Source organism: Streptomyces acidiscabies (genome assembly GCF_020010905.1).
GTDB lineage: Bacteria > Actinomycetota > Actinomycetes > Streptomycetales > Streptomycetaceae > Streptomyces > Streptomyces acidiscabies.
Genome location: NZ_JAGJBY010000002.1, coordinates 4728763 through 4751838, shown reverse-complemented (window position 1 = coordinate 4751838; position 23076 = coordinate 4728763). Strand labels below are relative to the sequence as shown.

Genomic DNA, 23076 nt, shown 5'->3' with positions numbered 1-23076 from the left:
TCACCGCCCCGCGCCCAGGTCGAACACGATCCGCGCCCTGACCTCGCCGCGCAGCACCTCGTCCATCGCGTCGTTGACGGCGTCGAGCGGGCGGGTCTCGTAGCGGACCTCGGTGCGGCCGGCCGCGTGCAGCCGGAAGACCTCGGCGAGGTCCTGCCGGGTGCCGACGATCGAGCCGATCACGCTGGTGCCGTTGAGGACCGTGTCGAAGATCGGCAGCCGGACCGTGCCGTGCGCGGGCAGGGCGACCATGACGAGCTTGCCGCCGCGCCGCAGCCCGGCGTTGACGGCCTCGAAGGCGGCGTCGTCCACCGCGAGGGCGATCGCCGCGTGGGCCCCGCCGTGCCGTTTCAGGACCTCGCCGACGTTCTCCTTGCGGGCGTCGATGACGAGGTCGGCGCCGAGGCGTGCGGCGAGGTCGAGCTTGTCGTCGGTGACGTCGATCGCGGCGACGGTGGCCCCGGCGAGCTTGGCGTACTGCACGGCGAGGTGCCCGAGCCCGCCGACGCCGGAGACGGCGACGAGCTGCGCGGGCCGTACCCCCGCGACCTTGAGAGCCTTGTACGTGGTGACGCCGGCGCAGGTCAGCGGCGCGGCGTCGAACGGGGAGACCCCCTGGGGCACCGGCTGCGCGAAGTCGGCCCAGGCGAGCATCTTCTCCGCGTACCCGCCGTCGCAGCCGTACCCGGTGTTGACCTGCGCCTCGCACAGCGTCTCCCACCCGGACAGGCAGTGCTCGCACCGCCCGCACGTCCGGCCGAGCCACGGTACGGCGACCCGCTGCCCGACGGCGAGCGTGGTGACGCCCTCACCGAGCGCCTCGACCAGCCCGACGCCCTCGTGCCCGGGGACGAACGGCGGAGCCGGCTTCACGGGCCAGTCGCCGCGCGCGGCGTGGATGTCGGTGTGGCACAGCCCGGACGCCTCGACCAGGACGCGGACCTGGCCGGGACCGGGCTGCGGGTCGGGGCGTTCCTCGATGACCAGGGGCTCGCCGAAAGCTCGTACGACCGCTGCCTTCATGTCTGTTCCTCTTCTCCGGGGGTCAGTCGTGGGGGACGACGGCGACGGGGGCCGCGCAGTGGTGCAGGACGGCGTGGGTGACGTGGCCGATGTGGATGCCGAACGGGTTGTGGCGGGTACGGCGTCCGACGACGACCAGGGACGCGTCACGGGCGGCGTCCACGAGCCGGACGGCGGGGTTGCCGAAGCGGACCTGCTCGGTGACCTCCACGCCGGGGTGCTCGCGGCGCCAGGGCCGCAGGGTCTCGGCCAGCCTCTCGGCCTCGCCCTGGAGGAGCGCTTCGTGCAGGGCCGGGTCGGCGGGGGTGCCGTACGCGATGTACGGGGGCGGGTTCCAGGCGTGCACCACGCGCAGGGGTGCGGCGCGGCGGGCGGCGGTCTCGAAGGCGAAGGTGATCAGGGTGGCGTCCGGGTGGTCCGTGTCCAGGCCGAGGACGACGGGGCCGGTGGAGATCCGCGCGTCCTTCTTGACGAAGACCACGGGGTGCTGGACGTGGGCCAGGACGCTGAGGCCGACGGAGCCGAGCAGGAAACCGACGGTCCCGCCGAGGCCGCGTGAGCCCAGGACGAGGAGTTCGGTGTCCTTCGCCGCCTCGATCAGGGCGTCGGCGGGGTGGCCGGTGACCTGCGTGGTGGTCACCTCGATGCCGGGGTGGCTCAGCCGGAGGCCGGCGGCTGCTTCGCGGGGGATGCGGTCGGTCCAGTGCTGGTGGGTCTCGGGGCCCAGGAGCGGGGCCTGGGCCATCGGCGCGGGGACCGGTTCCCAGACCTGGACGAGGTCGAGCGGGAGGCCGAGCGCGGCGGCCCATTCGGCGGCGGCGAGGCTTTCGGGGGAGCCGTCGAGACCGACGGTCACGGTACGGGGCACGGTGGTCGTCTCCTTGGATGGGCGCGGTGGGCCGAGGGAGCGGGCCCACCGCGCGTCCGGGGTTCGGCTGGTCAGCGGAGCCAGGCGTGGTCGCGGACGACCGGGAGGCGGGCCCATGCGCGCCCGAGGCCGAGTGCGTCGCCGGCGGCGACGGCCGCGAGGGCGATCAGGACGATCGCGTAGACGAGGTGGTAGTCGGCGAACGGGTTCGTCGACATGCTCGCGGTGCCGTCGGAGAGGTGCTTGGCGGGCGGCCATTCGGCGATCCACATGAACGCCATCAGCGCGGTCCCGGCGACGGCGGCGATCCGCAGCGCGACCCCGGCGGCCAGCGCGAGGCCGATACCGAGGAGGGCGAGCATGAACAGCCAGTCCGCCCAGGCGTCCCCGGCCCAGGAGTGGAACGTCGACTCCATCGGTCCGGCGGCGACGTGGGACAGGAAGCCCTTGGTGGGTGAGCCGCCGTCGATCCAGCCCTTGCCGGACGCGGTGGCGTAACCGAACCCGAACGTCTTGTCCAGGAACGCCCACAGGAACACGAACCCGGTGACCAGCCGCAACGACGCGAACGCGTACGCCGATGCACTGTGCGTGCGCACGGCCTCGCCCGCGCGGGTACGGAGGAGCGGGAGACGGTGGAAGTGCTCGTGCACGGCCATGGCGGTGGTTTCCCTTCGAGGATGGTCAGGTCGTTGCCCGACACCCCTCACCCTTCTCCCCCGGCCTCACCACCGCCGGATGCCGAAGGTCCGCCGCCGAGGGGCCGAACGGCCCTGTCCCCCGGGACCGTTCAGCGCGATGCTCGCGTCCGGTCGTACCGAGGTGGATCATGAGGAACCCCGGCGGAAGGCAGGAGATGCCCGAGGACAGGCACGCCCCCCGATGGCACCGGCTGGCGCCCGGTCTCGTCACGCTGCGGGGCTACCGGCGTACGTGGCTGACCGGCGACCTGCTCGCCGGGGTGACGGTGGCCGCGTACCTGGTGCCGCAGGTCATGGCGTATTCGGGGGTGGCGGGGCTGCCGCCGGTCGCCGGGCTGTGGGCGATCCTGCCGGCGCTCGGGCTGTACGCCGTGTTCGGTTCCTCGCGGCTGCTGTCGGTGGGCCCGGAGTCGACGACCGCGCTGATGACGGCCACGGTGGTCGCGCCGCTCGCGGCCGGTGACCCCGGGAGGTACGCGTCGCTCGCGGCGGCCCTCGCGGTGACGGTCGGCCTGCTGTGCCTGGCCGCGCGTGCGGTACGGCTGGGCTTCCTCGCGGACCTGCTGTCGCGCCCGGTCCTCGTCGGCTATCTGACCGGCGTGGCCCTGATCATGATGGTGGACCAGCTGCCGAAGCTGACGGGCGTCCGCACGTCCGGCGAGGAGTTCCTCCCCCAGCTGTGGTCCTTCGTCCGCCACGTCCCGGACGTCCACCCGGCGACCGCGATCCTGTCCGCCGTCGCCCTGGCGTTCCTCCTCCTGACGGCCACACGGTCCGTGCCCGGCCCGCTGCTCGTGGTCGTCCTGTCCACGGCCGCCGTCGCGGTGTTCGACCTCGACGGGCGGTACGGCCTGAAGGTGATCGGCGAGGTCCCGTCCGGCCTGCCGAGCGCGGCCCTCCCCGATCTCGGCGAGCTGCCGCACCTGGTCCTGCCCGCGCTGGGCGTGCTGCTGGTCGCCTACACGGATTTCGTGCTCACCGCGCGGGCGTTCAGCGACGGTCCCGGGATCGACGCCGACCAGGAGTTCCTGGCGCTGGGCGCGGCCAACCTCGGCGCGGGCGTCCTGCACGGCTTCCCGGTGTCGAGCAGCGCGAGCCGTACCGCGCTGGCCGCCTCGGCGCACGCCCGCAGCCAGGCGTACTCGCTGGTCGCGGGCGCGCTGGTGCTGGCCGTCCTGCTGTTCCTGAGCCCGCTGCTGACCCGGATGCCCTCGGCGGTCCTCGGCGCGCTCGTCGTGTACGCGGCGACCCGGATGATCGACCTCGCGGGTTTCCGGCGCCTGGCGTCCTTCCGCCGCCGCGAACTGCTCCTCGCGCTGGGCTGTCTGGCCGGGGTGCTGGCGCTGGACATCCTTTACGGGGTGATCGTGGCCGTCGGCCTGTCGGTGGCGGAGCTGCTGAGCCGGGTGGCGCGTCCGCACGACGCGGTCGAGGGGCTGGTGCCGGGGGTGGCCGGCATGCACGACGTCGACGACTATCCGCAGGCGCGTACGGTCCCCGGGTTGCTGGTGTACCGCTACGACTCGCCCCTGTTCTTCGCGAACGCGGAGAACTTCAGGCACCGGGCGCTGGCCGCCGTCGACGGACAGACCACTCCCGTGCGCTGGTTCGTCCTCAACACGGAGGCCAACGTCGAGGTCGACATCACGGCGCTGGACGCCGTCGACGAGCTGCGCCGTGAACTCGGGCGCCGGGGTGTGGTGTTCGCGCTCGCGCGGGTGAAGCAGGATCTGCTGGCCGACCTGCGGGCGTACGGGCTGGTGGAGTCGGTCGGGGAGGAGCGGATCTTCCCGACTCTGCCGACGGCGGTGGCGGCGTACAGGGCCTGGGAGGGGCGTCAGTAGGCGGGCACTCCGTGGTCCCGGAAGCGGGCGCGGACGCTCTCGGTGAGGTCCGGGGACGGGGTCGGGGTGTCGCGCAGCGGGAAGGGGATGCCGAGGGTGTCGTACTTGTGGGCGCCGAGCTTGTGGAAGGGCAGGACGTCGACGCGGTCCACGGAGCCGAGGCCGGCGACGAAGCGGGCCAGGCCGTCGACGGCGTCGGGGTCGTCGGTCCAGCCGGGGACCAGGACGTAGCGGATCCACATCGGGACGCCGAGGCGGTCGAGGCGGGTCGCGAAGGTGAGGGTGGGGGCGAGGTGGGCGCCGGTCAGGCGCCGGTAGGCCCGGATGTCGAAGGACTTGATGTCCAGCAGGACGAGGTCGGTGCGGGCGAGGAGGGTGTCGTCGGCGCGGGCGCCGGGGAAGCCGGACGTGTCGAGGGCGGTGTGCAGGCCGAGCGCCTTGCAGCGGCGCAGGATCTCGCCGGTGAAGGCGGGCTGGAGGAGTGGTTCGCCGCCGGTGAGGGTGACGCCGCCGCCCGAGGCGGTGAGGAAGGGGCGGTGCTGTTCGATCCTGGCCATCACCTCGTCGACGGTCGTCTCCCGGCCGTCGCGCAGGTGCCAGGTGTCGGGGTTGGCGCAGTACAGGCAGCGCAGCGGGCAGCCGGACACGAACAGGACGAACCGGGTCCCGGGGCCGTCCACGCCGGTGGACAGGTCCCAGGAGTGGATCCGGCCGGTCGTGGCGGTCACAGCGTTCCGTGGAAGGTGCGGCTGATGACGTCGAGCTGCTGCTCGCGGGTCAGGCGGACGAAGTTGACGGCGTATCCGGAGACGCGGATGGTCAGGTCCGGGTACTTCTCCGGGTGGTCCATGGCGTCCTGGAGGGTGGCGCGGTCGATAACGTTGACGTTCATGTGGAAGCCGCCGGTGGCTGTGTAGGCGTCGAGGATGCCGACCAGGTTCCCGGCGCGTTCGGCGGGGTTGTGGCCCAGGCCCTCCGGGGTGATGGTCGTGGTGAGGGAGATGCCGTCGCGGGCCTGTTCGTACGGCAGTTTCGCCACCGACAGCGCGGAGGCGACGACGCCGTGCCGGTCGCGGCCGTTCATCGGGTTGGCGCCGGGCGCGAAGGGCTGTCCGGCGCGGCGGCCGTCGGGGGTGTTGCCGGTGTGCTTGCCGTAGACGACGTTCGAGGTGATCGTCAGGACGGACTGGGTGTGCTCGGCGTTCCGGTACGTGGGGTGGCGGCGCACCTTCGCCATGAACGACTCGACGAGGCCGACGGCGATCCGGTCGACGCGGTCGTCGTTGTTGCCGTACGCGGGGAAGTCGCCCTCGGTGCGGAAGTCGACGGCGAGGCCGGTGGCGTCCCGGAACACCTTCACGCGTGCGTGTTTGACGGCCGAGAGGCTGTCCGCGGCGACCGACAGGCCCGCGATGCCGCACGCCATGAAGCGGTGCACGGGGTGGTTGTGCAGGGCCATCTCCAGGCGTTCGTAGGCGTACTTGTCGTGCATGTAGTGGATGACGTTCAGGGTGTTGACGTAGGTCTGCGCCAGCCAGTCGAGGACCTTGTCGTACGCCGCGAACAGTTCCTCGTACTCCAGGTACTCCCCCGTCAGCGGGGGCGCCGGGGGTGCGATCTGGTCGCCGGTCATCTCGTCCCGGCCGCCGTTGACGGCGTACAGCAGGGCCTTGGCGAGGTTGACGCGGGCGCCGAAGAACTGCATCTGGCGGCCGACCGCCATCGCGGAGACGCAGCAGGCGATCGCGGTGTCGTCGCCGGTGCGCGGACGGGTCAGGTCGTCGGACTCGTACTGGACGGCGCTGGTGTCGATGGAGACCCGCGCGCAGAACTCCTTGAACCCGGCGGGCAGTCGGGGCGACCACAGCACGGTGAGGTTGGGTTCCGGGGCGGGGCCGAGGTTGTACAGGGTCTGGAGGAAGCGGAAGGAGGTGCGGGTGACCAGGGTGCGGCCGTCGGCGCCCATGCCACCGATCGACTCCGTCACCCAGGTCGGGTCGCCGGAGAAGAGGGCGTCGTACTCGGGGGTGCGCAGGAAGCGGACGATGCGGAGCTTGATGACGAAGTCGTCGATCAGTTCCTGGGCGCGGGTCTCGTCGAGGACGCCGTCCGCGAGGTCGCGCTGGAGGTGGACGTCGAGGAAGGTGGAGGTGCGGCCGAGCGACATCGCGGCGCCGTTCTGCTCCTTCACCGCCGCGAGGTAGCCGAGGTAGAGCCACTGGACGGCCTCGTGGGCGGTGGCTGCGGGGCGGGAGACGTCGCAGCCGTAGGAGGCGGCCATCGTGGTGAGTTCGCCCAGCGCCTTGATCTGCTCGGCGAGTTCCTCCCGGTCGCGGATGACGTCGGGGCTGGAGGGGCGGGCGTCCAGCAGGGCCCGCTCCGCCTTCTTGGCCTCGGTCAGCCGGTCCGTGCCGTACAGGGCCACGCGCCGGTAGTCGCCGATGATCCGTCCGCGTCCGTAGGCGTCCGGGAGGCCGGTGATGACGCCGGCCCGGCGGGCGGCGCGCATCTCGGGGGTGTACGCGTCGAACACGCCGTCGTTGTGGGTCTTGCGGTACGTCCCGAAGACCCTCGTCACGAACGGGTCGGGTTCGTAGCCGTACGCGCGCAGGCCGCTCTCCACCATGCGCAGGCCGCCGCCCGGCATGATCGCGCGCTTGAGCGGGGCGTCGGTCTGGAGGCCGACGATCAGCTCGCGGTCGCGGTCGATCCAGCCGGGGGCGTGGGAGGTGATCGTGGAGGGGGTGGCGGTGTCGACGTCGAGGACGCCGCGGGCGCGCTCCTCGGGGAACAGCGCGCTGACCTTCTCCCAGACGGCGCGGGTGCGGTCGGTGGGGCCGGCCAGAAAGTCCGCGTCGCCCTCGTACGGGGTGTAGTTGGCCTGGATGAAGTCGCGCACGTCGATCCGCTCCCGCCAGCCGCTCCCCTCGAAGCCCCGCCAGGCCGTACGGCTGTCCGCCGCCGTGGTCACGGTCATCGCCGTTCCTCTCCTCGTGCCTCGTGTCCGGCTCTTCGATGCTCGCGGCCGTGATCACCAGGAGGGAGTGCCGGACAGGGTCCGGATGGGGGCCGTTCGGCCCTGAGCACGGTGACGGTGGCGGGACCGCAGGACTGACCGTTGTCAGCGGGTCCCAGAAGGTGGTCGCGTTGGTGTGAAGGTTCGCCAGGGCCATCAGTCGGCAGTCCGTCGTGGACGGCTCGACGGCGAGGGCGCCGCTCACGGGGCTGGGGTTCACCGACACCGCCTCGGTCGCCGTGGCCCGGGCCCTGTTGTGGGGTGCGGCCACGGGCATCCAGACGTCCACGCCGCGGGTCACGGTCGCCGAGAAGTCCATGACATCCCCACCTGAGACCCTGATGCGCAGGGCACCGGCACAGCCATGCGCGCAAGACCTTCTTCTTTGCGGCAGGTCGCGGTCGTCCTGGTGAACGGGCTGCCAGACTGGGCGAGTTGGGTCACAATGTGGTCATGTCCACGGTTTTGGATGGGGAGTTCATCGACGGAACGCCCGTGAGGTTCCTGCTGACCGCGACTCCGGACGGATACGCGTCCGAGCAGGACGACGACCTTCCCGAGGGCATGGGGACCGTCGTCCCGGTGGCCTCCGGGAGGCGGGTCGCCGCCGAGTTCACGGCGGGTGCTCTGCGTCTGGCGCTGCGCCCGCTGGGGCCGCTTCTGCAAGAGGTGCACGACGCCGTGCGGGCTGTGCCCGAGCCGCCCGGCGAGCTGAGTGTGACTTTCGGAGTGCAGGTCGGGCAGGACCTGAGGCTCGGGATCGTCGGCGGAAGCGGGCAGGCTCATCTCACCGTGACCGCCACCTGGACAACGGTCCCGACTGCGGCGGAGTGAGCGGTGAGCTGGTTCCTGGACGAGACGGCCTCGGACGAGGATCCGGCCCACCATGTGGTCTCGGTGCGCCGCGCGGACACCGACCGGATCGCGGGTGCGGGCATGGTGGTCGGCGCCGGCACCGTCCTGACCTGCGCCCATGTCGTCAACGACGCGCTGGGCCGCGCTTGGTCCGACCCCCGCGATCCGGACCTCAGGATGATTCCGGTGGACCTGCACGGCACGCTCGGCTCCCGTCGGTACTACGCGCGTGTCGAGCACTGGATCCCGCCGCGTTCCGCGAACGGCGAGAGGGTCCGCACGGGCGCCCGCACCTGGCTCGGTGACCTGGCGGTGCTGCGGCTCGAAGGGACGTCGCACGACCTGCCCGCGCCACCGCGCAGGACCGCGATGGCGCTCCGGCAGCGGGCGCTGGCCTGGCACGGCAGCGCCCTCCAGGAGTCGGTCGCCGAGGTCACCGTCACCCTGATCGCGGGCCCCGTGGGCTACGTCGACGGGGCACCCACCGGGAAGGCCGTGGGTCCCGCTTACAGCGGCAGCCCCTTGTGGTCCGTGGACCACCACGCCGTGGTCGGCCTGGTCGCCGCTAACACCGTGCCGGACCGGGACCCGGTCTCCGGGTCGTACAGCCCTCAGGACACGATCCGGCGCAGCATGGTCATCCCCTGGCAGCGCATCGAGGACGAACTGCGCCCGCTGGGTGTGCTGGACGTCGCGGCGACCGATGTGCTCGACCCCGACGAGCCCGCCCTCGGGGTGCTGGCGGATCTCCTGGCGGAGTTGCTGCCCCCGGGCAACGGACGCGTCGAGTACGGCCGGCGGCTGGCCCGGGCCTGCGGTGTCCGGTACGCGAGCGACGTCACCCCGCCGACGCCCGAGGAGTTCGCCGCGTTCCTCTTCACGCACCCACGCGCCCTGCCCGCCCTCACCGCTCTTCTGCGAGGTGAAGCCGGCAGCGGCGCCGACCGCGTCCTGGCAGCGGCCGGTCTCGTGCCGGCCGCCCTGCTGCTGACCCCACAGGAGTACGCCGAACTCCGCGGGCATCTGTTGCTCATGGGCCGCGCGGAGCGCGGGCGACTGGCCGAGGCGGTGCGCGCCGCTCTCCCTCACCTGGCCGTCTACCCCGACGGCAAGGATCTCGACAGTCTGGTCGGACAGTTGGAGGCGCTGCCCGGGGACGGCCGCCTCACCGAAGGGGAACGAAGGGTTCCGGCGCTGCTGCGTGCCATGGAGTACGTCGCCGAGCTGTGCGCGGAGCCTCTGCGGGCGGAACTGCGGCTGTGGACGAAGGGGGTGGCCGCGCGGCTCGGCGTCGCGCGGGGCGCCCTGAGCGAGCGGCGGGAGGACGCCTTGGTGTGGGCCCGCTCGGCGCGGGAGCGTTCCGTGCGCGTGCGGGTGCTGGTGGAGGTCACCCGGGCCCGGCCGGGCCGGCATCGGCTGGGGATCTGGTGCGACGAGGGGTCCGGGCCGCGGCGGGTGTCGACCGAGAGCGTCGTGTCGTACACGCCGTCGGAGGCGGCCCGGGAGGTGTTGCGGGTCGTCACCTCCCTCTCGCCCGCCGCCGAGGGCGCCCCGCCACCGATGGTCGAGGTGCTCGTGGACCGGGACAGCCTCGACCTGCCCGTGGACGAGTGGGCGGCGCGGCTGCCGGGAGAACTCGTGCCCGGGGTGCTCGGGGTGGAGTTCCCGGTGGTCGTGCACTGTCCCGAACTGCTGCGCCGGCACGGGCGTTTCCTGTCCCACTGGCGCACCAGATGGAGTCGGCTCGACTCGGGTGGACCGTTCACGGTCGACGAGTCCGTCAGTCCTGACACGGTCTACCCGGAACTGGTCAACCGGCTCGACACGGTCTGCGTCTTCGTGGATGTACCGCCCGGTCCGTCACGACGCAGGATCGTGCAGACCTGCCTCGTCCTGGGTATCCCTGTGGTGGTGTGGGACCGCGGCTCGAACGGGAGGTCGCATGTCGTCAAGTGGATGGCCGAGGTCGCCACGCGGGAGCTGCCGGACGAAGTGCGCGGCTACCGCGCGAACGTTCTGGCCGGACGGCCCGGGTTCCCCGGCCGTCCGGTCCTCGCCTGGGCCGACGCCGACCGTGCCGTGCCCCGATTACAGCTGAGCGAGCCACAGGAGAGCGCATGACATCCGCGTCCGGTTCCGAGGCGGACTGGCGCCTCTTCCGGGGCGACAGCATTCCGAGGTCCGTCGCCCTCCCGCCCGCCCCGCCGTGGCGCCGTTTCTCGCCGGTCCCGGGGCCGGGCCCGAAACGGCCGTACCTCATCGAGCCCCGGCACGCCGACGTCGTCAGTGCCGCGCTCCATCTGCGCCGCCCGCTGCTGGTCACCGGACCGGCCGGGACCGGCAAGTCGTCCCTGGCCCACGCGATCACGTACGAGCTGGGTCTGGGCGAGCTGCTGCGCTGGCCGGTCAACAGCCGCTCCACCGTGGAGGAGGCCCTCTACGGCTACGACGCGATCGGCCGTCTGCACGAGGCGGCGCTCAGTCGGGACCGCGGCGAACGCGAGCCGTCCATCGGCACGTTCGTCCGCCTCGGCCCGCTCGGCACCGCGCTCGTGCCGACGGCCGCGCCGCGCTGTCTGCTCATCGACGAGATGGACAAAGGAGATGTCGACCTGCCCAACGACCTGCTCACCGTCTTCGAGGAGGGCGTCTTCGAGATCGGGGAACTCTCCAGGCTCCCGGAGGACATGGCCGACGTCGAGGTGCAGACCCACGACCACGGCGGCACGGTCCGGGTGCACCGGGGGCGCGTCCAGTGCACGGAGTTCCCCGTCGTCGTCATCACCAGCAACGGTGAGCGGGACTTCCCGCCCGCGTTCCTCCGCCGGTGTGTCCGGCTCGCCCTGCCGGTGCCGGACGCGGATCGGTTGCGGGCCATCGTCGCGGCGCATCTGGGTGAGGAGGTCATGCGCGAGGCGGACGACCTGATCGAGGCGTTCCTGGGCCGCCGCGCGCCTGGTGAGCTCGCCACCGACCAACTGCTCAACGCCGTCTTCCTGCGCACGGGCGGGGTCGACCTGGACGCGGAAGGGCTGCTCGACGCCGTGCTGCACCAGCTGACCGGAGCTCTGTGACGATGACGGGTGGCGGGGAGCGGCTGGACGAGGTCCTGCGGATCCTGCGGGCGTGCGGGTACGGCATGCGGGAACTGGATGCCGACCAGATCCTCGACGTCCTGTGGCTGGCCCGCCGGCTGACCGCGAACACGGACGCCCCCCTGTCTCCACGACCGGCCTCGCCGCTCCCGCAGCCCCCGCCCCCACCCGCTCCCGCTCCCGAGCCGGACCGGACCGCCGTCGAGCCCCGGCAGCCCGACCCGGACGATCCGGACCTGCCCGACCTCATCCCCTCGGCCCTGTACGGAGCCGCTCGCCAGGCACCGCCGGTCCCGTCGCCGGGGTCGCGGCCCGAATCCCGCAGGGCGATGCCGGTCCGCGTCCCCGAGGACAAGGCACTCGGCGACGAACTCGCCGTGGGCCGCGCGCTGAGACCGCTGAGGCTTCGCAGCGACAGCCGCCATCGTGTGGAGATCGACGAGAAGCGCACCGCCGCCCGATTCGCCGAGACCGGCTTGCCGGACGTGGTGCAGCGCCCGGTGCGAGAGCGCCGGCTGCGCCTCGCTCTGCTCGTGGACGACGGCCTGTCCATGCTGTTGTGGCACCGGCTCGGTACCGAACTGCGGGTCCTGCTGGAGCGGCTGGGCGCCTTCGCCAGCACCCGGGTGTTCGGCCTCGACACGCGGGGCCGCGAGCCGCGCCTGCACGCGGGCGCGTTCGAGCCCGACAGTCCCGGACTGCCGCTCTCCGCGATCAACGACCCGTCGGGCCGGACTCTCGTCCTGGTCGTCAGCGACGGCATGGGAGCCGCATGGCGCACCGGCACCCTGCACAGCCTGCTGGCCGGGCGGGCGGCGCACGGACCGGTCGCGGTCCTGCACACCCTGCCGCCCGAGCTGTGGGAGGCGTCCGGTATCGCCGCCGGGCACTGGCAGGTCACCACCCGGCGGATCGGCAGCCCCGGCGCGTTCTGGGGGATCACCGATCCGGTGCTCCCTCCTGAGCTGGCCGTCTTCGAGGGGGTACCGGTAGCCGTCCTGGAGCCGACCGTCGCGTCCCTGCACCGCTGGGCACGGCTGCTCGCCTCACCCGGCGCCACCGCGGAGTTGCCGCTGCTCGACCGTTCCGACCGGGACGGGGCCGTCGCCGCGCCGCGCGAGGCCGGCAGCGCCCAGCACTTCCGGGACGCGGCCACCCCGGAGGCGTACCGCCTGGCGGCCCACCTCGCGGCGGTGACCCCGCTGTCGGTGCCGGTGATGCGACTGGTGCAGCGCGAGGTGCCCGCGGCACGGCCCTCGCACCTGGCGGAAGTATTCCTCGGCGGCCTGATCCGGCCGCATCCCGCACCCGTGCCGGGGCCGTTGCCCGCGAAACACCGGGTGTTCGACTTCTCCGAGGACGCCAAGGCGGTCCTGCTGCACGCGGTGCCGCAGGCCGAGCTCCTGCGCACCAACCGCCTGATCGGCCGCCGACTGGAGGAGCTGGCCGGCCGGTCCCCCGACTTCCCCTCCTGGCTGGCCCACCCCGAGGGCTCCGCCCAACTGCCCGCCGCACACCAGCCGTTCACCAGCGTCGAGCGGCGGCTGCTCAGCCGGTTCGGGGTGTCCTTCGAACGCGGCTCACCGCTGCCGGGCGCGGACCCGGAGCAGGCGGTCCCCGAAGCGGCCGACGACTGGGGACCGCTCACCGGCCAGGATCCCGTCCGACTGGGCCCGTACGCGCTGCGCGGCCGGCGTCCAGGGAGGCGCACGCTGCTCTACCGGGCGGTCGCCGACGGTGGTGCGGATGCCGTGCTGCGGGTCCCGCGGCCGGACCGGCCCGCCTCGAACGCGCGGTTGCTGGAGGTGGAGGCGCAGGCGCTGACCCGGCTCCAGGGACCGTACGCTCCGGCGCTGCTCGGGACCGGGTTCGAGGACTCCCCGCCGTGGCTCGCGATGACACCGGTCGTGGACAGCGAGTCGCCCCGGGCACGCCCCGTCCACCTCGGTGAGTTCGTCGACGAGGCGTTCCGCCGCAGAGCCGCCCCCTTCGACACGCTCCGCGGTCTCCTGGTCGGGTACCACCTGGCCAGCGCCCTCGCCCAGTGCCACGCTTCGGGTCTGGTCCTCGCGGACCTCGGCGCCGACACCGTTTACGTGCTGCGCCGGACCGTCGTGCTGGGTGGCCTCTCGGACTGCGTCGTCGACGGGCACCATCTGGGCGCTGGACCCGTCCCCACGGCCGCGGACAACGTGCGCTCGCTGGGCGGGCTGCTCCAGCTCATCAGCACCAAGGCGGGGCTGCGGGTGCCGGGGCTGCCCGAGGGGATGCACCTGTGGCAGGGCGATACCTGGGAGCCGCTCAGGAGGCTGGTGCTGCGCTGCCAGGAGACGGATCCCGGGCTGCGGCCGGCCGCGAGCGAGATCGCCGACGCGCTGGCCCGGTACGTCGCCCTGCACCGTCCCGGCGCCGCTCAGGCCCACACCGTCGGCCGCGGCGACGCCCTCGCCCGGGTTCCGCTCGCCCTGCCTCGGGAGACCCCCGGTGATCTCCCGCTGCGGTTGCCGCGTCTCGGCCCGGGACGCCGGGAGGCGGAGGCCCGTATGGGGAGACTGCGGGTTCCGCTGCCGTACAGCAGGCGGCTGACTCTGGTCGGCGCGGGCCCGCACAGCGGGCGGGCCACGACGACGGTGATGCTGGGCTCCGTCCTCGCCACCGTGCGGGGTGAGCCGGTCCTGGCCCTCGACGGCGCTCCCTCGGAGGGGGCGCTCGACGGATTCCTCACCGACCGCAACCCGGCCACCCTGCGGGATCTCGCCGCCCTGCGGACCGGTCCGGCGTACGCGGACGTCCGCGCCCTCACCACACGGCTCACGTCCGGCCTCCAGATCGCCGCCCATCGTCCGGGCCGCTACACCCCCAACCCGTTGCACGCGCAGGAGTACACGCGCGTGCTGGAGCACACGGCGCCGTACTACTCCTTCGTGCTCGCCGACTGGTCGCCCCGCCTCCTGGGCTGGCCGGCCGACGCCGTCCTGAATCACACGGACCGGCTGATCCTGTGCTGCGGCTCCCACTACCTGTCCCTCGACGGGGCATTGCGCACGCTCGACGCGCTGCGCGACAGCGGACACCAGCGTCTGGTCGACGAGGCCGTTGTGGTGACCACGCTTCTCGACAGCTCTGTGCGCACCCGGTTGTCCCCGGGCTTCGTCCAGGAGCTGGGCATCGGTCCCGCCCGGACGGTCCGGGTTCCCTTCGACAACGCGCTGCGCTCGACCCACTGGGCGCCGGACCGGCTGCGGGCGTCGACGACGCGCGCCTTCCTGGACCTCGCGGAACTGGTCGTCGCGTCCCCTCGACCCTGAAATCACCTTGAGTGACCCCATGGCCATGGTTACGGAAGTGGGGTGCACATCAGGAACAATGGCCGGACGATGACGTCGACGCCCTCCGAACCCACCCGAGCCGAGTACGCCCCCTTCGCCCATCTCAGCGCGCCCAACGCGGCCCTCTACCGCCGGGTGATGCGCGTGTTCCTCACGGCCAAGGAGCGCTTCGCGGTGCACCTGCGGCCCGAGGACGTGCACGCGGCGCTGGAGCCGGAACACCGCCCCGCCGACCAGGACACCGTGGCCAAGGCCCTCGACAGCCTCGTCGGCTGGGGCAATCTGCGGGCGGACCCGGACACGTCCCGGGTGACGGCGGTCGAGGACTTCTACCGCAAGCGCTTCATCTACCAGCTCACCCGAGCCGGCGAGGCCACCGAGCAGGCGCTGTCCGTGTACGACGAGGCGCTGGGACGGCGCGGCGCGCTCCAGGCGGTGGCCCTGCACGACATCGTCACGCAGCTGCGGGCCCTGCTGGTGCTCACCGGTGATCCGGACGCGGCCAAGGCGCACCTGGCGCTGTCCGCGCTGACCGCCCGGTTCGAGGCGCTGGCGGAGAACGCGCGGGCGTTCATGGGTTCCCTCCAGCGCACGATCGACCTGCACGAGGTGGACGTCGAGGTCTTCCTCGCCTACAAGGACCGGCTGATCCAGTACCTGGAACGCTTCATCCAGGACCTGATCACCCTGGGCGGCCGGATCGCCCTGCTCATCGGCGAGTTGGAGGAGCGGGGCCGGGTGGACGCGCTGCTGCGCCTGGCGGCGGCGCGGGAGGCGGCCGACGCCGCTCCGGACGAGGCCGTCGATGCCGAGGCGCGGGCGTACGAGCGGTGGTCGGCGAAGTGGTCGGGGCTGGCCGCCTGGTTCGTGTCGGCGGACGGCCGCGAGTCGCAGGCCCGGCTGCTGCGGGGCCGTGCCCTCGGGGCGATCCCGCAACTCCTGGCGGTGGTCCGGCAGTTGAACGAGCGGCGGGCCGGGCGCTCGGACCGCTCGGCGGACTTCCGCGCGCTGGCCCGCTGGTTCGCCGAGGCCCCCGACGACGCGGCACGCCACCGCCTGTGGCGGGCCGCGTTCGGCCTGTACCCGGCACGCCACCTCACCGTCGACGCCGCCACCCTCGACCGGCGCACGGCCCGCCCGGTGGCCGCATCCACCCCGTGGGCCGAGGCCGAACCGCTGCGCATCAGCCCGCAGTTGCGCCGTACGGGCAGCTACGAGCGGCGCGGCAAGGCCCGCCGGGTGCAGGACCGCTCCGAGCAGCGGCGCCGCCTGGCCGAGATCGCCGCGAAGCAGACGCAGGAGATCGCGGCGGCCCGCGCCCGCCTGGCGACCGGCGGCGTCACCCGGCTGTCCGCGCTCGGCGAACTGGACCCACTCTCCTTCCGCCTCTTCCTCCAGTTGCTGGGTGACGCCCTCGCCACCTGGCGGCCCGGCATGACGACGACCGTGGCGACCAGCAACGACGGCACGATGGAGATCCGGCTCACCGCCCTGGCGGACGGGACGACGGCCGAAATACGGACGCCCGGCGGTGTCTTCCGCGGCCCTGACCACACCGTCGAGATCATCACTGGAGAAGGGCGGCCATGACCACACCGTTGGGCGAGGTACTGGAGAACCGGCGCACCGCCGAGTTCCACAAGGCCGCCCGCGCCCTGCTCAAGGAGCCGCTGCTGCTCGCGCACGGCCCGCACGCCGACGAGTTCCGGCTGGTGCGCCGGCACGCCGCCGACCTGCGCGACTGGTTCGACCGCAACACCGGCTGGCCGCTGCGGGTGGACGCGGAGGCGGCGCGTCTCGGCCGGACGCCCGGCACGCTGGCCGACCCGACGCATCCGGCGCGCGAGGCGTCCCGTGCCCGCGTCCCCTTCACCCGGCGCCGCTATGTGCTGTTGTGCCTGGCGCTGGCCGCGCTGGAGCGGGGCGAGGCGCAGATCGCGCTGGGGCGGCTCGCCGAACAGGTGGTCCTGGACGCCGCCGATCCTCATCTGGCCGCGGCCGGTATCGCGTTCACGCTGGAGCGCCGCGACGAACGCCTCGACCTGGCGGCGGTGGTCCGGCTCCTCATGCACTACGGGGTACTGCGGCGGGTGGCCGGGGACGAGGACGCCTACGTCAGCGGGGCGGGCGACGTGCTCTACGACGTCCAGCGCCGCGTCCTGGCCGGTCTGCTCGCCGCCCGCCGCGGCCCGTCCCTGATCGGCGCCGGCGGTTTCGAGGACCGGCTGGCCGAACTGACCGCCGAGAGCGCCCTGGACAGCGACGAACTGCGCTTCCGCGCCGTCCGCCAGCGCCTGACCAGGCGTCTGTTGGACGACCCTGTGCTGTACTACGCCGGCCTCACCGACGAGGAGCTCGCCTACCTGACCCGTCAGCGGGCCTTCATCGCCGCCCGGATCACCGAACTGACCGGCCTGGTCGCCGAGGTGCGGGCCGAGGGGATCGCCATGGTCGACCCGCTGGACGACCTGACCGACGTCCGGATGCCCGAGCAGGGCACCCACGGCCATGTCACCCTGCTGCTCGCCGAGCACCTGGCGGCCTCGAACAGCGCGGTGAGCCGCGCCGAGCTGGAGCGCCGGGTGCGGGAACTGGCCGTCGAACACGGCGGGTTCTGGTCCAAGAGTGCCCGGCAGCCGGGCGCGGAGGGCGAGTTGGTGGAGCTGGCGCTGGCCAAGCTGACCGCGCTCGGCCTCGTCGCCCTCGTCCCCGGGGGTGTCTCCCCGCTGCCGGCGCTGGCCCGGTACGCGGTCGGTGAGACCGTCGTCAAGGAATCCGTACGAAAGGCGCAACGATCGTGACCGCCCTGCCCTCCCCCGCGCCCGGCCGGTGGCGGCCGTTGCGCATCGGCCTTGTGGACCTCTTCTACTACGACACCGAGGAGTTCTGGTTCCGCGACGGGCGGCTGCTGTTGCGGGGCAACAACGGCACCGGCAAGTCGAAGGTCCTGGCGCTGACCCTGCCGTTCCTGCTGGACGGCGATCTGTCCGCGCGGCGCGTGGAGCCCGACGCGGACCCGGGCAAGCGCATGGAGTGGAACCTGCTGCTGGGCGGGCAGCATCCGCACCCCGAGCGGCTCGGCTACACCTGGATCGAGTTCGGCCGCCGCGACGAGACCGACGGACAAGAACACTTCCTCACCCTCGCCTGCGGCCTCAAGGCGGTGGAGGGGCGTGGCATAGCCCGCCACTGGTACGCCGTCACCGACCAGCGGATCGGCGCGGACCTCAGCCTGCTCGACGCGACCGGCACCGCGTTGTCGCGCGACCGGCTCGCGGAGGCGCTCGCCGGACGCGGCATGGTGTACGACACGGCCACGGCGTACCGCAGGGCGGTGGACGAGGCCCTCTTCGGGCTGGGTGAGCGCCGGTACGCGGCTCTGGTGGACCTGTTGGTGCAGTTGCGCCAGCCGCAGTTGTCGAAGCGGCCCAACGAGGCGGCGCTGTCGCGGGCCCTGACCGAGGCGCTGCCGCCGATGGACCAGGCGGTGATCGCCGACGTCGCCGAGGCGTTCCGTTCCCTGGACGAGGAGAAGGAGGAGCTGCGGGCGGCCGGTGAGGCCGAGCGGGCGGCCTCCGCCTTCCTGGACCACTACCGCCGTTACGCCCGGGTCGCCGCCCGCCGCCGTGCCCGGCTGCCCCGTCACGAGCACGCCCGCTACGAGCAGTTGGGCCGCGATCTCGCCCAGGCCCAGACCGACAGGGCGGCGGCCGAGGAGGAGCGGGAGCTGATCGCCGGGCGGATCGCGGACCTGGAGGAGAGCGCCACCCGCCTCAAGGCGCAGGACGCCGCGCTGCGCGAGGGCCCCGAGATGCGCAGTGCCCGGGAGCTGGAGCAGGCGGCGGCCGGAGCCCGCCGTACGGCCGGTGAGCTGCGCCGTGCCGAGGCGGACCGGGAGCAGGCGGCCCAGGTGCACACGCGGGCGCTGGGCCGCTCCGAGACGGCCGGAAGGCGCCTGACGGCGGCCGAACAGCAGGTGGCGGACACTCTGGGCCGTGCGCGGGAGGCGGCCTCGGCCGCCCGCCTCGACGGCGAGGTCCGCACCGAGGGGGCGCCGGAGCCCGAACTGCGGCGCGCGGCCGAGGAGTCGGTGGCGCGCAGGCGGCGCACCCTCGACCACGTGGAGGAGTTGGCTGCGCGTGCCGAGGAGGCCGCAGCCGAGCGGCGCGCCGCCGCCCGCCGCCTGGACGAGGCGCAGAGCGAGGCGGGGCACACCGCGCGGCGGCAGGCCGAGGCGGAGTCGGCCGCTGCCGAGGCGGGCCGGGAGCTGGTCGCCTCGGTCCGCGAACACCTCGATGTCTGCGAGGAGTTGAAGCCCGCCGACCCGGCGGGCCTGCTGGACTCGCTCCAGGACTGGGTCACGCACCTGCGCGGCCCCTCCCCCGCACGCGTGCACACCGCCGACGCCCATCGCACGCGGGCCGCGCACCTGGCCGATGCGGCGGCCTCGCTCGGGCAGCGGCTGGCCGTCCTGGAGGCCCGGCGCGCCGAGGCCGAGCGTGAGCTGGGCGACCTGGAGGCGGGCGGCCAGCGCGGCCCTACGGCGCCTGACACCCGTACCCCCGGTGTGCGCGACCGGGCTCCGGGCGCTGCGCTGTGGCGCCTTGTCGACTTCCGCGCCCAGGTCGGTGCCGGTGAACGCGCGGGCCTGGAGGCGGCGTTGGAGGCGTCCGGGCTGCTGGACGCCTGGGTGTGCCCGGACGGCACCGCCCTGCGCGGGGACGGGCACGACGTGCTGGTGTCGCCGGGTGACCCGCTTCCCGGGAGCACGCTCGCCGAGGTGCTGCGTCCGGCGGTGGACCACGGTGACGCGCGGGCGTTGGAGGTCGGTGAGCGGACGGTGGCCCGTCTTCTGGCTGCCGTGGGCCTCGGTTCCGACAGTTCGGGCGACACCTGGGTCGCGGCGGACGGCCGTTTCCGCGTCGGCGCGCTGCGGGGCAGTTGGTCGAAGGAGAGTGCCGCGTACGTCGGTGAGGGCGCCCGCGAGGAGGCGCGCCGGTCCCGGATCGCCGTCCTGGGCGAGGAACTCGGCGTTGTCGCGGGCCGGTTGGAGGCGGTGGAGGCCGAGCGGGCCGAGGTGGCCCGCAGTCGCCGGACCCTGGACGCCGAGCTGGCCGCCGTCCCCGACGACGCCGCCCTGCGGCACGCGCACGCGCTGGCCGGTGCCGCCGTGGACGCCGCCCACCGGGCACGCGCCCGCCAGGACGAACGCGCCGGGGAACTGGCCGAAGCGGCCGGCGTGGAGGCCGAAGCCACTGCCGAACTCACCGACACGGCCGCCGCCGTGAATCTGCCGGCCGACCGGCCGGGACTGACGGCTGTGCGCCGGGCGCTGGCCGACTACACCGCCGTCCTCGCCGCTCTGTGGCCCGCCCTGCGCGAGCGGGCCGACGCCGGACGCGCCGTCGCCGAGGAGCGCGCGGAGGCCGAGAGCGCGGGTACCCGGGTGGCCGAACTGGCGCTGCGTGCCGAGGAGTCGGCCCGCCTCGCGACCGCCGCCGACGAACGGCACACCACGTTGCGGGCCACGGTCGGCACCGCCGTCGCCGAACTCGAACGGCTCCTGGCCGCCACCGCGGAGGCGCTGGCAGGGTGCGAGCGCGACCAGCGCCGCTCCCGCGAGGAACACGCCGCGGCCGGCCGCCGCGTCGGCCACGCCGAGGGCCGTATCGAGCAGTTGGCCAAGGACGTGCGGGAGGCCGCCGCCGCCCGCGCGGAGGCCGTCGCCGCGCTCCAGCGGTTCGCGGGCACCGGTCTGCTGGCCGTCGCCCTGCCCGAGGCGGCCGTGCCCGCGTCGGACGGCGGGCCGTGGGCGGCGACCCCGGCGATCGCGCTCGCCCGCGCCGTCGAGGCGGACCTCTCGTCCACCGACGACTCCGACGGGGCCTGGGAGCGGGTGCAGAAGCGGCTGAGCGAGGAGTACAAGAAGCTCCAGGACGCCCTCTCGCGCGGCGGCCACACCGCGACCGCGACCATGGTGGAGGACGGCATGGTCGTCGACATCGTCTACCAGGGCCGCAGGCGGACGGTCCCCGAGCTGGCCGGGGCCCTCGCCACGGAGGTGGCCGAGCTGGCGCGCATCCTGTCCGCTCACGAACGCGAGATCCTCGAGACCCACCTGCTGACCGAGGTCGCGGGGACCTTGCAGGAGCTGATCCAGGCGGCCGAGCGGCAGGTGGGGGCGATGAACGCCGAGCTGAAGGAGCGGCCCACGTCCACCGGCATGCGGCTGCGGCTGGTGTGGCGTCCTTCTCGCAAGGCGCCGGCCGGTCTTGAGCAGGCCCGGGGGCGGCTGCGGCAGTCGGCGGACGCGTGGGCGCCCGAGGAGCGGGCGGCGGTCGGGGAGTTCCTCCAGGCCGAGATCGCCCGTCGGCAGAGTGACGACGCGGCGGGCGGCTGGCTGGAGGTGCTCACCGCGGCGCTCGACTACCGGTCCTGGCACGAGTTCGGTGTCGAGCGCGACCAGCACGGCAGCTGGGTCCCGGCCACCGGGCCCGCCTCCGGCGGCGAGCGCGTCCTCGCCATGTCCGTACCGCTGTTCGCCGCCGCCTCCTCCCACTACGCCACCGCCGCCCCCGACGCCCCGCGCCTGGTGACCCTGGACGAGGCGTTCGCGGGGGTGGACGACGACTCGCGTGCCAAGTGCCTGGGGCTGTTGCACGCCTTCGACCTGGACGTGGTGATGACGTCCGAGCGCGAATGGGCCTGCTATCCGCAGGTCCCCGGGATCGCCATCGCCCAGCTCTCCCGGGTCGACGAGATCGCCGCGGTCCTGGTGACCCGCTGGGAGTGGGACGGCAGCGAGCGGCTGCGCGGCGCGGAACCGGAGCACCGGCTCATGGCCGGTGAGGAGTCCGATGCCGACCAGGAGGCGCTGTGGGCGTGAGCGCTTGCGACGGCTGCGGCCCTGTGGTCGAGCGCGTCCCCGGCACCGGGTCGGAGCACAGGTTCACGGTCGGCGAGCCCGCAGCGGTGGCGGGCATGAGCACCCCCGGCTCTCCCGGCCCGCATGTGGACCGCGACCGCCCCGGCCGGCTGCCGGCCGCCCCCGGCCAGGAAGCGCGGTCCGCATGAGCACGCCCGACCTCCCCGGCCCGCACATCGACCACGGCCGCCTCACCCGCCTGCTGGGCGACCCCGGCCTCGGCTGGCTGGTCGAGCGCGTACGCCGCCGTCTGGAGCGGGACGAACCTCTCACCGGCCCGGTCACCCTGGCCGCTCCCAGCGCCGCCGAGCGGGCCGCCGCCGAGCGCCTGCTGGGCCGTGCCCCGCGCGCCGGAGGCTCGCTGACCGTGCGCCTCGACGCGGTGGACGCCGTCCTGCGCCGCTCCGGCATCAGCCCCGGGGGACTCACCCCGGCCGTGACCGCGCTCACCGGCCCCGTCCCGCGTCTCGCCGACGTCCGCGCGCAGGAGGCGAACGCCTGGCGGGACGCGTACACGCCGCTCGCCGCGCTCCCGTCCGAACTCGCCGACTGGGCGGACCGGCTGCGCGGCGACGGTCTCGTACGCCGTCTCGCCCGCACCCCGCCCACGGCGAAGAGCCTCCTCGCCGGCACCGCGACAGCCCTGCGGGCGCTGCCCGCCGACCCCGCCGTGTCCCTGGCCGCCTTCGCCGCCGGCACGCTCGGTGACGCCCACGCCCTCGACGACGGGACCCCGCTCGCCACGCTCGTCCTGTCCGGCGTCCGTGCCCTGACCGGTTTCCCGGACGGCGCCGGAGCCGAGTGGCGCCGCGAGGCGTGGGCGTCGGCCGGTCTGCTGCGGGACGCCCTCTCCTCGACCGTCCTCACCGTGGGCCTGCGCGGCACGCCCGCCCTCGACTGGATGACCGACGCGGGCGAACCGGCCGTCCTGACCCTGCGCCAGCTCACCCGCACCCCGCCGAGGACGGCACCCGCGGTCGTCCACGTCTGCGAGAACCCGGCCGTCCTCGCCACCGCCGCCGACACCCACGGCCCGGCATGCCCGCCCCTGGTCTGCCTCCAGGGCCAGCCCTCGGCCGCCGCCCTCGCCCTGCTGCGCCACCTCCACACCCGAGGATCCCGGCTGCGCTACCACGGCGACTTCGACTGGGGCGGCCTGCGCATCGCCGGCGCGCTGCTGAGCCGCGTCCCCTGGAGCCCCTGGCGCTACACCGCCGCCGCCTACCGCGCCGCAGCCGCCGCCGCTCCCCTGGCCCCACCCCTGACCGGCACCCCCACGACCGCCCCCTGGGACCCTGACCTGGCCCCGGCCCTCGCCGAACTCGGTGTGCGCGTCGAGGAGGAGACCGTCCTGGACGTCCTGCTGGCCGACCTCGCACCCTGACGCAGCGGGCCGCCGCACACCCCGGCGGCCCATGTC

Annotated in this window: 15 protein-coding genes; 10 read left to right on the top strand and 5 right to left on the bottom strand. The window is 73.9% G+C overall.

Going from position 1 to position 23076, the window contains the following annotated elements:
- The 3 genes from J8M50_RS47245 to J8M50_RS47235 all read right to left on the bottom strand — a co-directional run bounded on the left by J8M50_RS47245 (position 1) and on the right by J8M50_RS47235 (position 2550).
- A complete protein-coding gene (locus J8M50_RS47245) occupies positions 1–1023 on the bottom strand; it encodes a zinc-dependent alcohol dehydrogenase (RefSeq protein ID WP_010359465.1) in 1023 nt (340 codons plus the stop codon).
- Between the two features lie 22 nt (positions 1024–1045).
- On the bottom strand, positions 1046–1891 hold the full coding sequence (locus J8M50_RS47240; protein ID WP_010359464.1) for a universal stress protein: 846 nt from the start codon (positions 1889–1891) through the stop codon (positions 1046–1048).
- 71 nt (positions 1892–1962) lie between these two features.
- Positions 1963–2550, bottom strand: a complete 588-nt coding sequence (locus tag J8M50_RS47235; protein WP_010359463.1) for a DoxX family membrane protein — start codon at positions 2548–2550, stop codon at positions 1963–1965.
- A 197-nt stretch (positions 2551–2747) separates the two neighbouring features.
- Between J8M50_RS47235 and J8M50_RS47230 the strand changes: the two genes are divergently transcribed.
- On the top strand, positions 2748–4436 hold the full coding sequence (locus J8M50_RS47230; protein ID WP_010359462.1) for a SulP family inorganic anion transporter: 1689 nt from the start codon (positions 2748–2750) through the stop codon (positions 4434–4436).
- Here J8M50_RS47230 and pflA read toward each other — a convergent pair.
- Complete coding sequence (pflA, locus tag J8M50_RS47225) at positions 4430–5164, bottom strand: pyruvate formate-lyase-activating protein (protein WP_010359461.1); 735 nt, start codon at positions 5162–5164, stop codon at positions 4430–4432. The genes J8M50_RS47230 and pflA overlap by 7 nt on opposite strands.
- Entirely contained in the window at positions 5161–7413 is a 2253-nt protein-coding gene (pflB, locus tag J8M50_RS47220) for a formate C-acetyltransferase (RefSeq protein ID WP_010359460.1), read from the bottom strand. The genes pflA and pflB overlap by 4 nt, the downstream gene beginning before the upstream one ends.
- 492 nt (positions 7414–7905) lie before the next feature.
- On the opposite strand from pflB, the gene J8M50_RS47215 reads away from it, so the two are divergent.
- From J8M50_RS47215 to J8M50_RS47175, 9 genes are all read left to right on the top strand, one after another.
- Entirely contained in the window at positions 7906–8286 is a 381-nt protein-coding gene (locus J8M50_RS47215) for a CU044_2847 family protein (RefSeq protein WP_029184550.1), read from the top strand.
- A gap of 3 nt (positions 8287–8289) precedes the next feature.
- A complete protein-coding gene (locus J8M50_RS47210; RefSeq protein WP_010359456.1) occupies positions 8290–10428 on the top strand; it encodes a VMAP-C domain-containing protein in 2139 nt (712 codons plus the stop codon).
- Positions 10425–11381, top strand: a complete 957-nt coding sequence (locus J8M50_RS47205; RefSeq protein ID WP_010359455.1) for an AAA family ATPase — start codon at positions 10425–10427, stop codon at positions 11379–11381. The genes J8M50_RS47210 and J8M50_RS47205 overlap by 4 nt, the downstream gene beginning before the upstream one ends.
- A gap of 2 nt (positions 11382–11383) precedes the next feature.
- Positions 11384–14710 (top strand): SAV_2336 N-terminal domain-related protein, encoded by a 3327-nt coding sequence (locus J8M50_RS47200; RefSeq protein ID WP_050987396.1) that lies wholly within the window; start codon positions 11384–11386, stop codon positions 14708–14710.
- A gap of 69 nt (positions 14711–14779) precedes the next feature.
- Positions 14780–16321 (top strand): TIGR02677 family protein, encoded by a 1542-nt coding sequence (locus J8M50_RS47195; protein WP_010359452.1) that lies wholly within the window; start codon positions 14780–14782, stop codon positions 16319–16321.
- Positions 16318–17532 carry a TIGR02678 family protein gene (locus tag J8M50_RS47190; RefSeq protein ID WP_010359451.1) on the top strand — a complete coding sequence of 405 codons (1215 nt, stop codon included), beginning with the start codon at positions 16318–16320 and terminating at the stop codon, positions 17530–17532. Before J8M50_RS47195 ends, J8M50_RS47190 begins: the two co-directional genes overlap by 4 nt.
- On the top strand, positions 17529–21617 hold the full coding sequence (locus J8M50_RS47185; protein WP_223786448.1) for a TIGR02680 family protein: 4089 nt from the start codon (positions 17529–17531) through the stop codon (positions 21615–21617). Before J8M50_RS47190 ends, J8M50_RS47185 begins: the two co-directional genes overlap by 4 nt.
- Positions 21614–21805 carry a hypothetical protein gene (locus tag J8M50_RS47180; RefSeq protein ID WP_141655668.1) on the top strand — a complete coding sequence of 64 codons (192 nt, stop codon included), beginning with the start codon at positions 21614–21616 and terminating at the stop codon, positions 21803–21805. The genes J8M50_RS47185 and J8M50_RS47180 overlap by 4 nt, the downstream gene beginning before the upstream one ends.
- Positions 21802–23040 (top strand): TIGR02679 family protein, encoded by a 1239-nt coding sequence (locus J8M50_RS47175; protein WP_010360426.1) that lies wholly within the window; start codon positions 21802–21804, stop codon positions 23038–23040. The genes J8M50_RS47180 and J8M50_RS47175 overlap by 4 nt, the downstream gene beginning before the upstream one ends.
- The last annotated feature ends 36 nt before the right edge of the window (positions 23041–23076 follow it).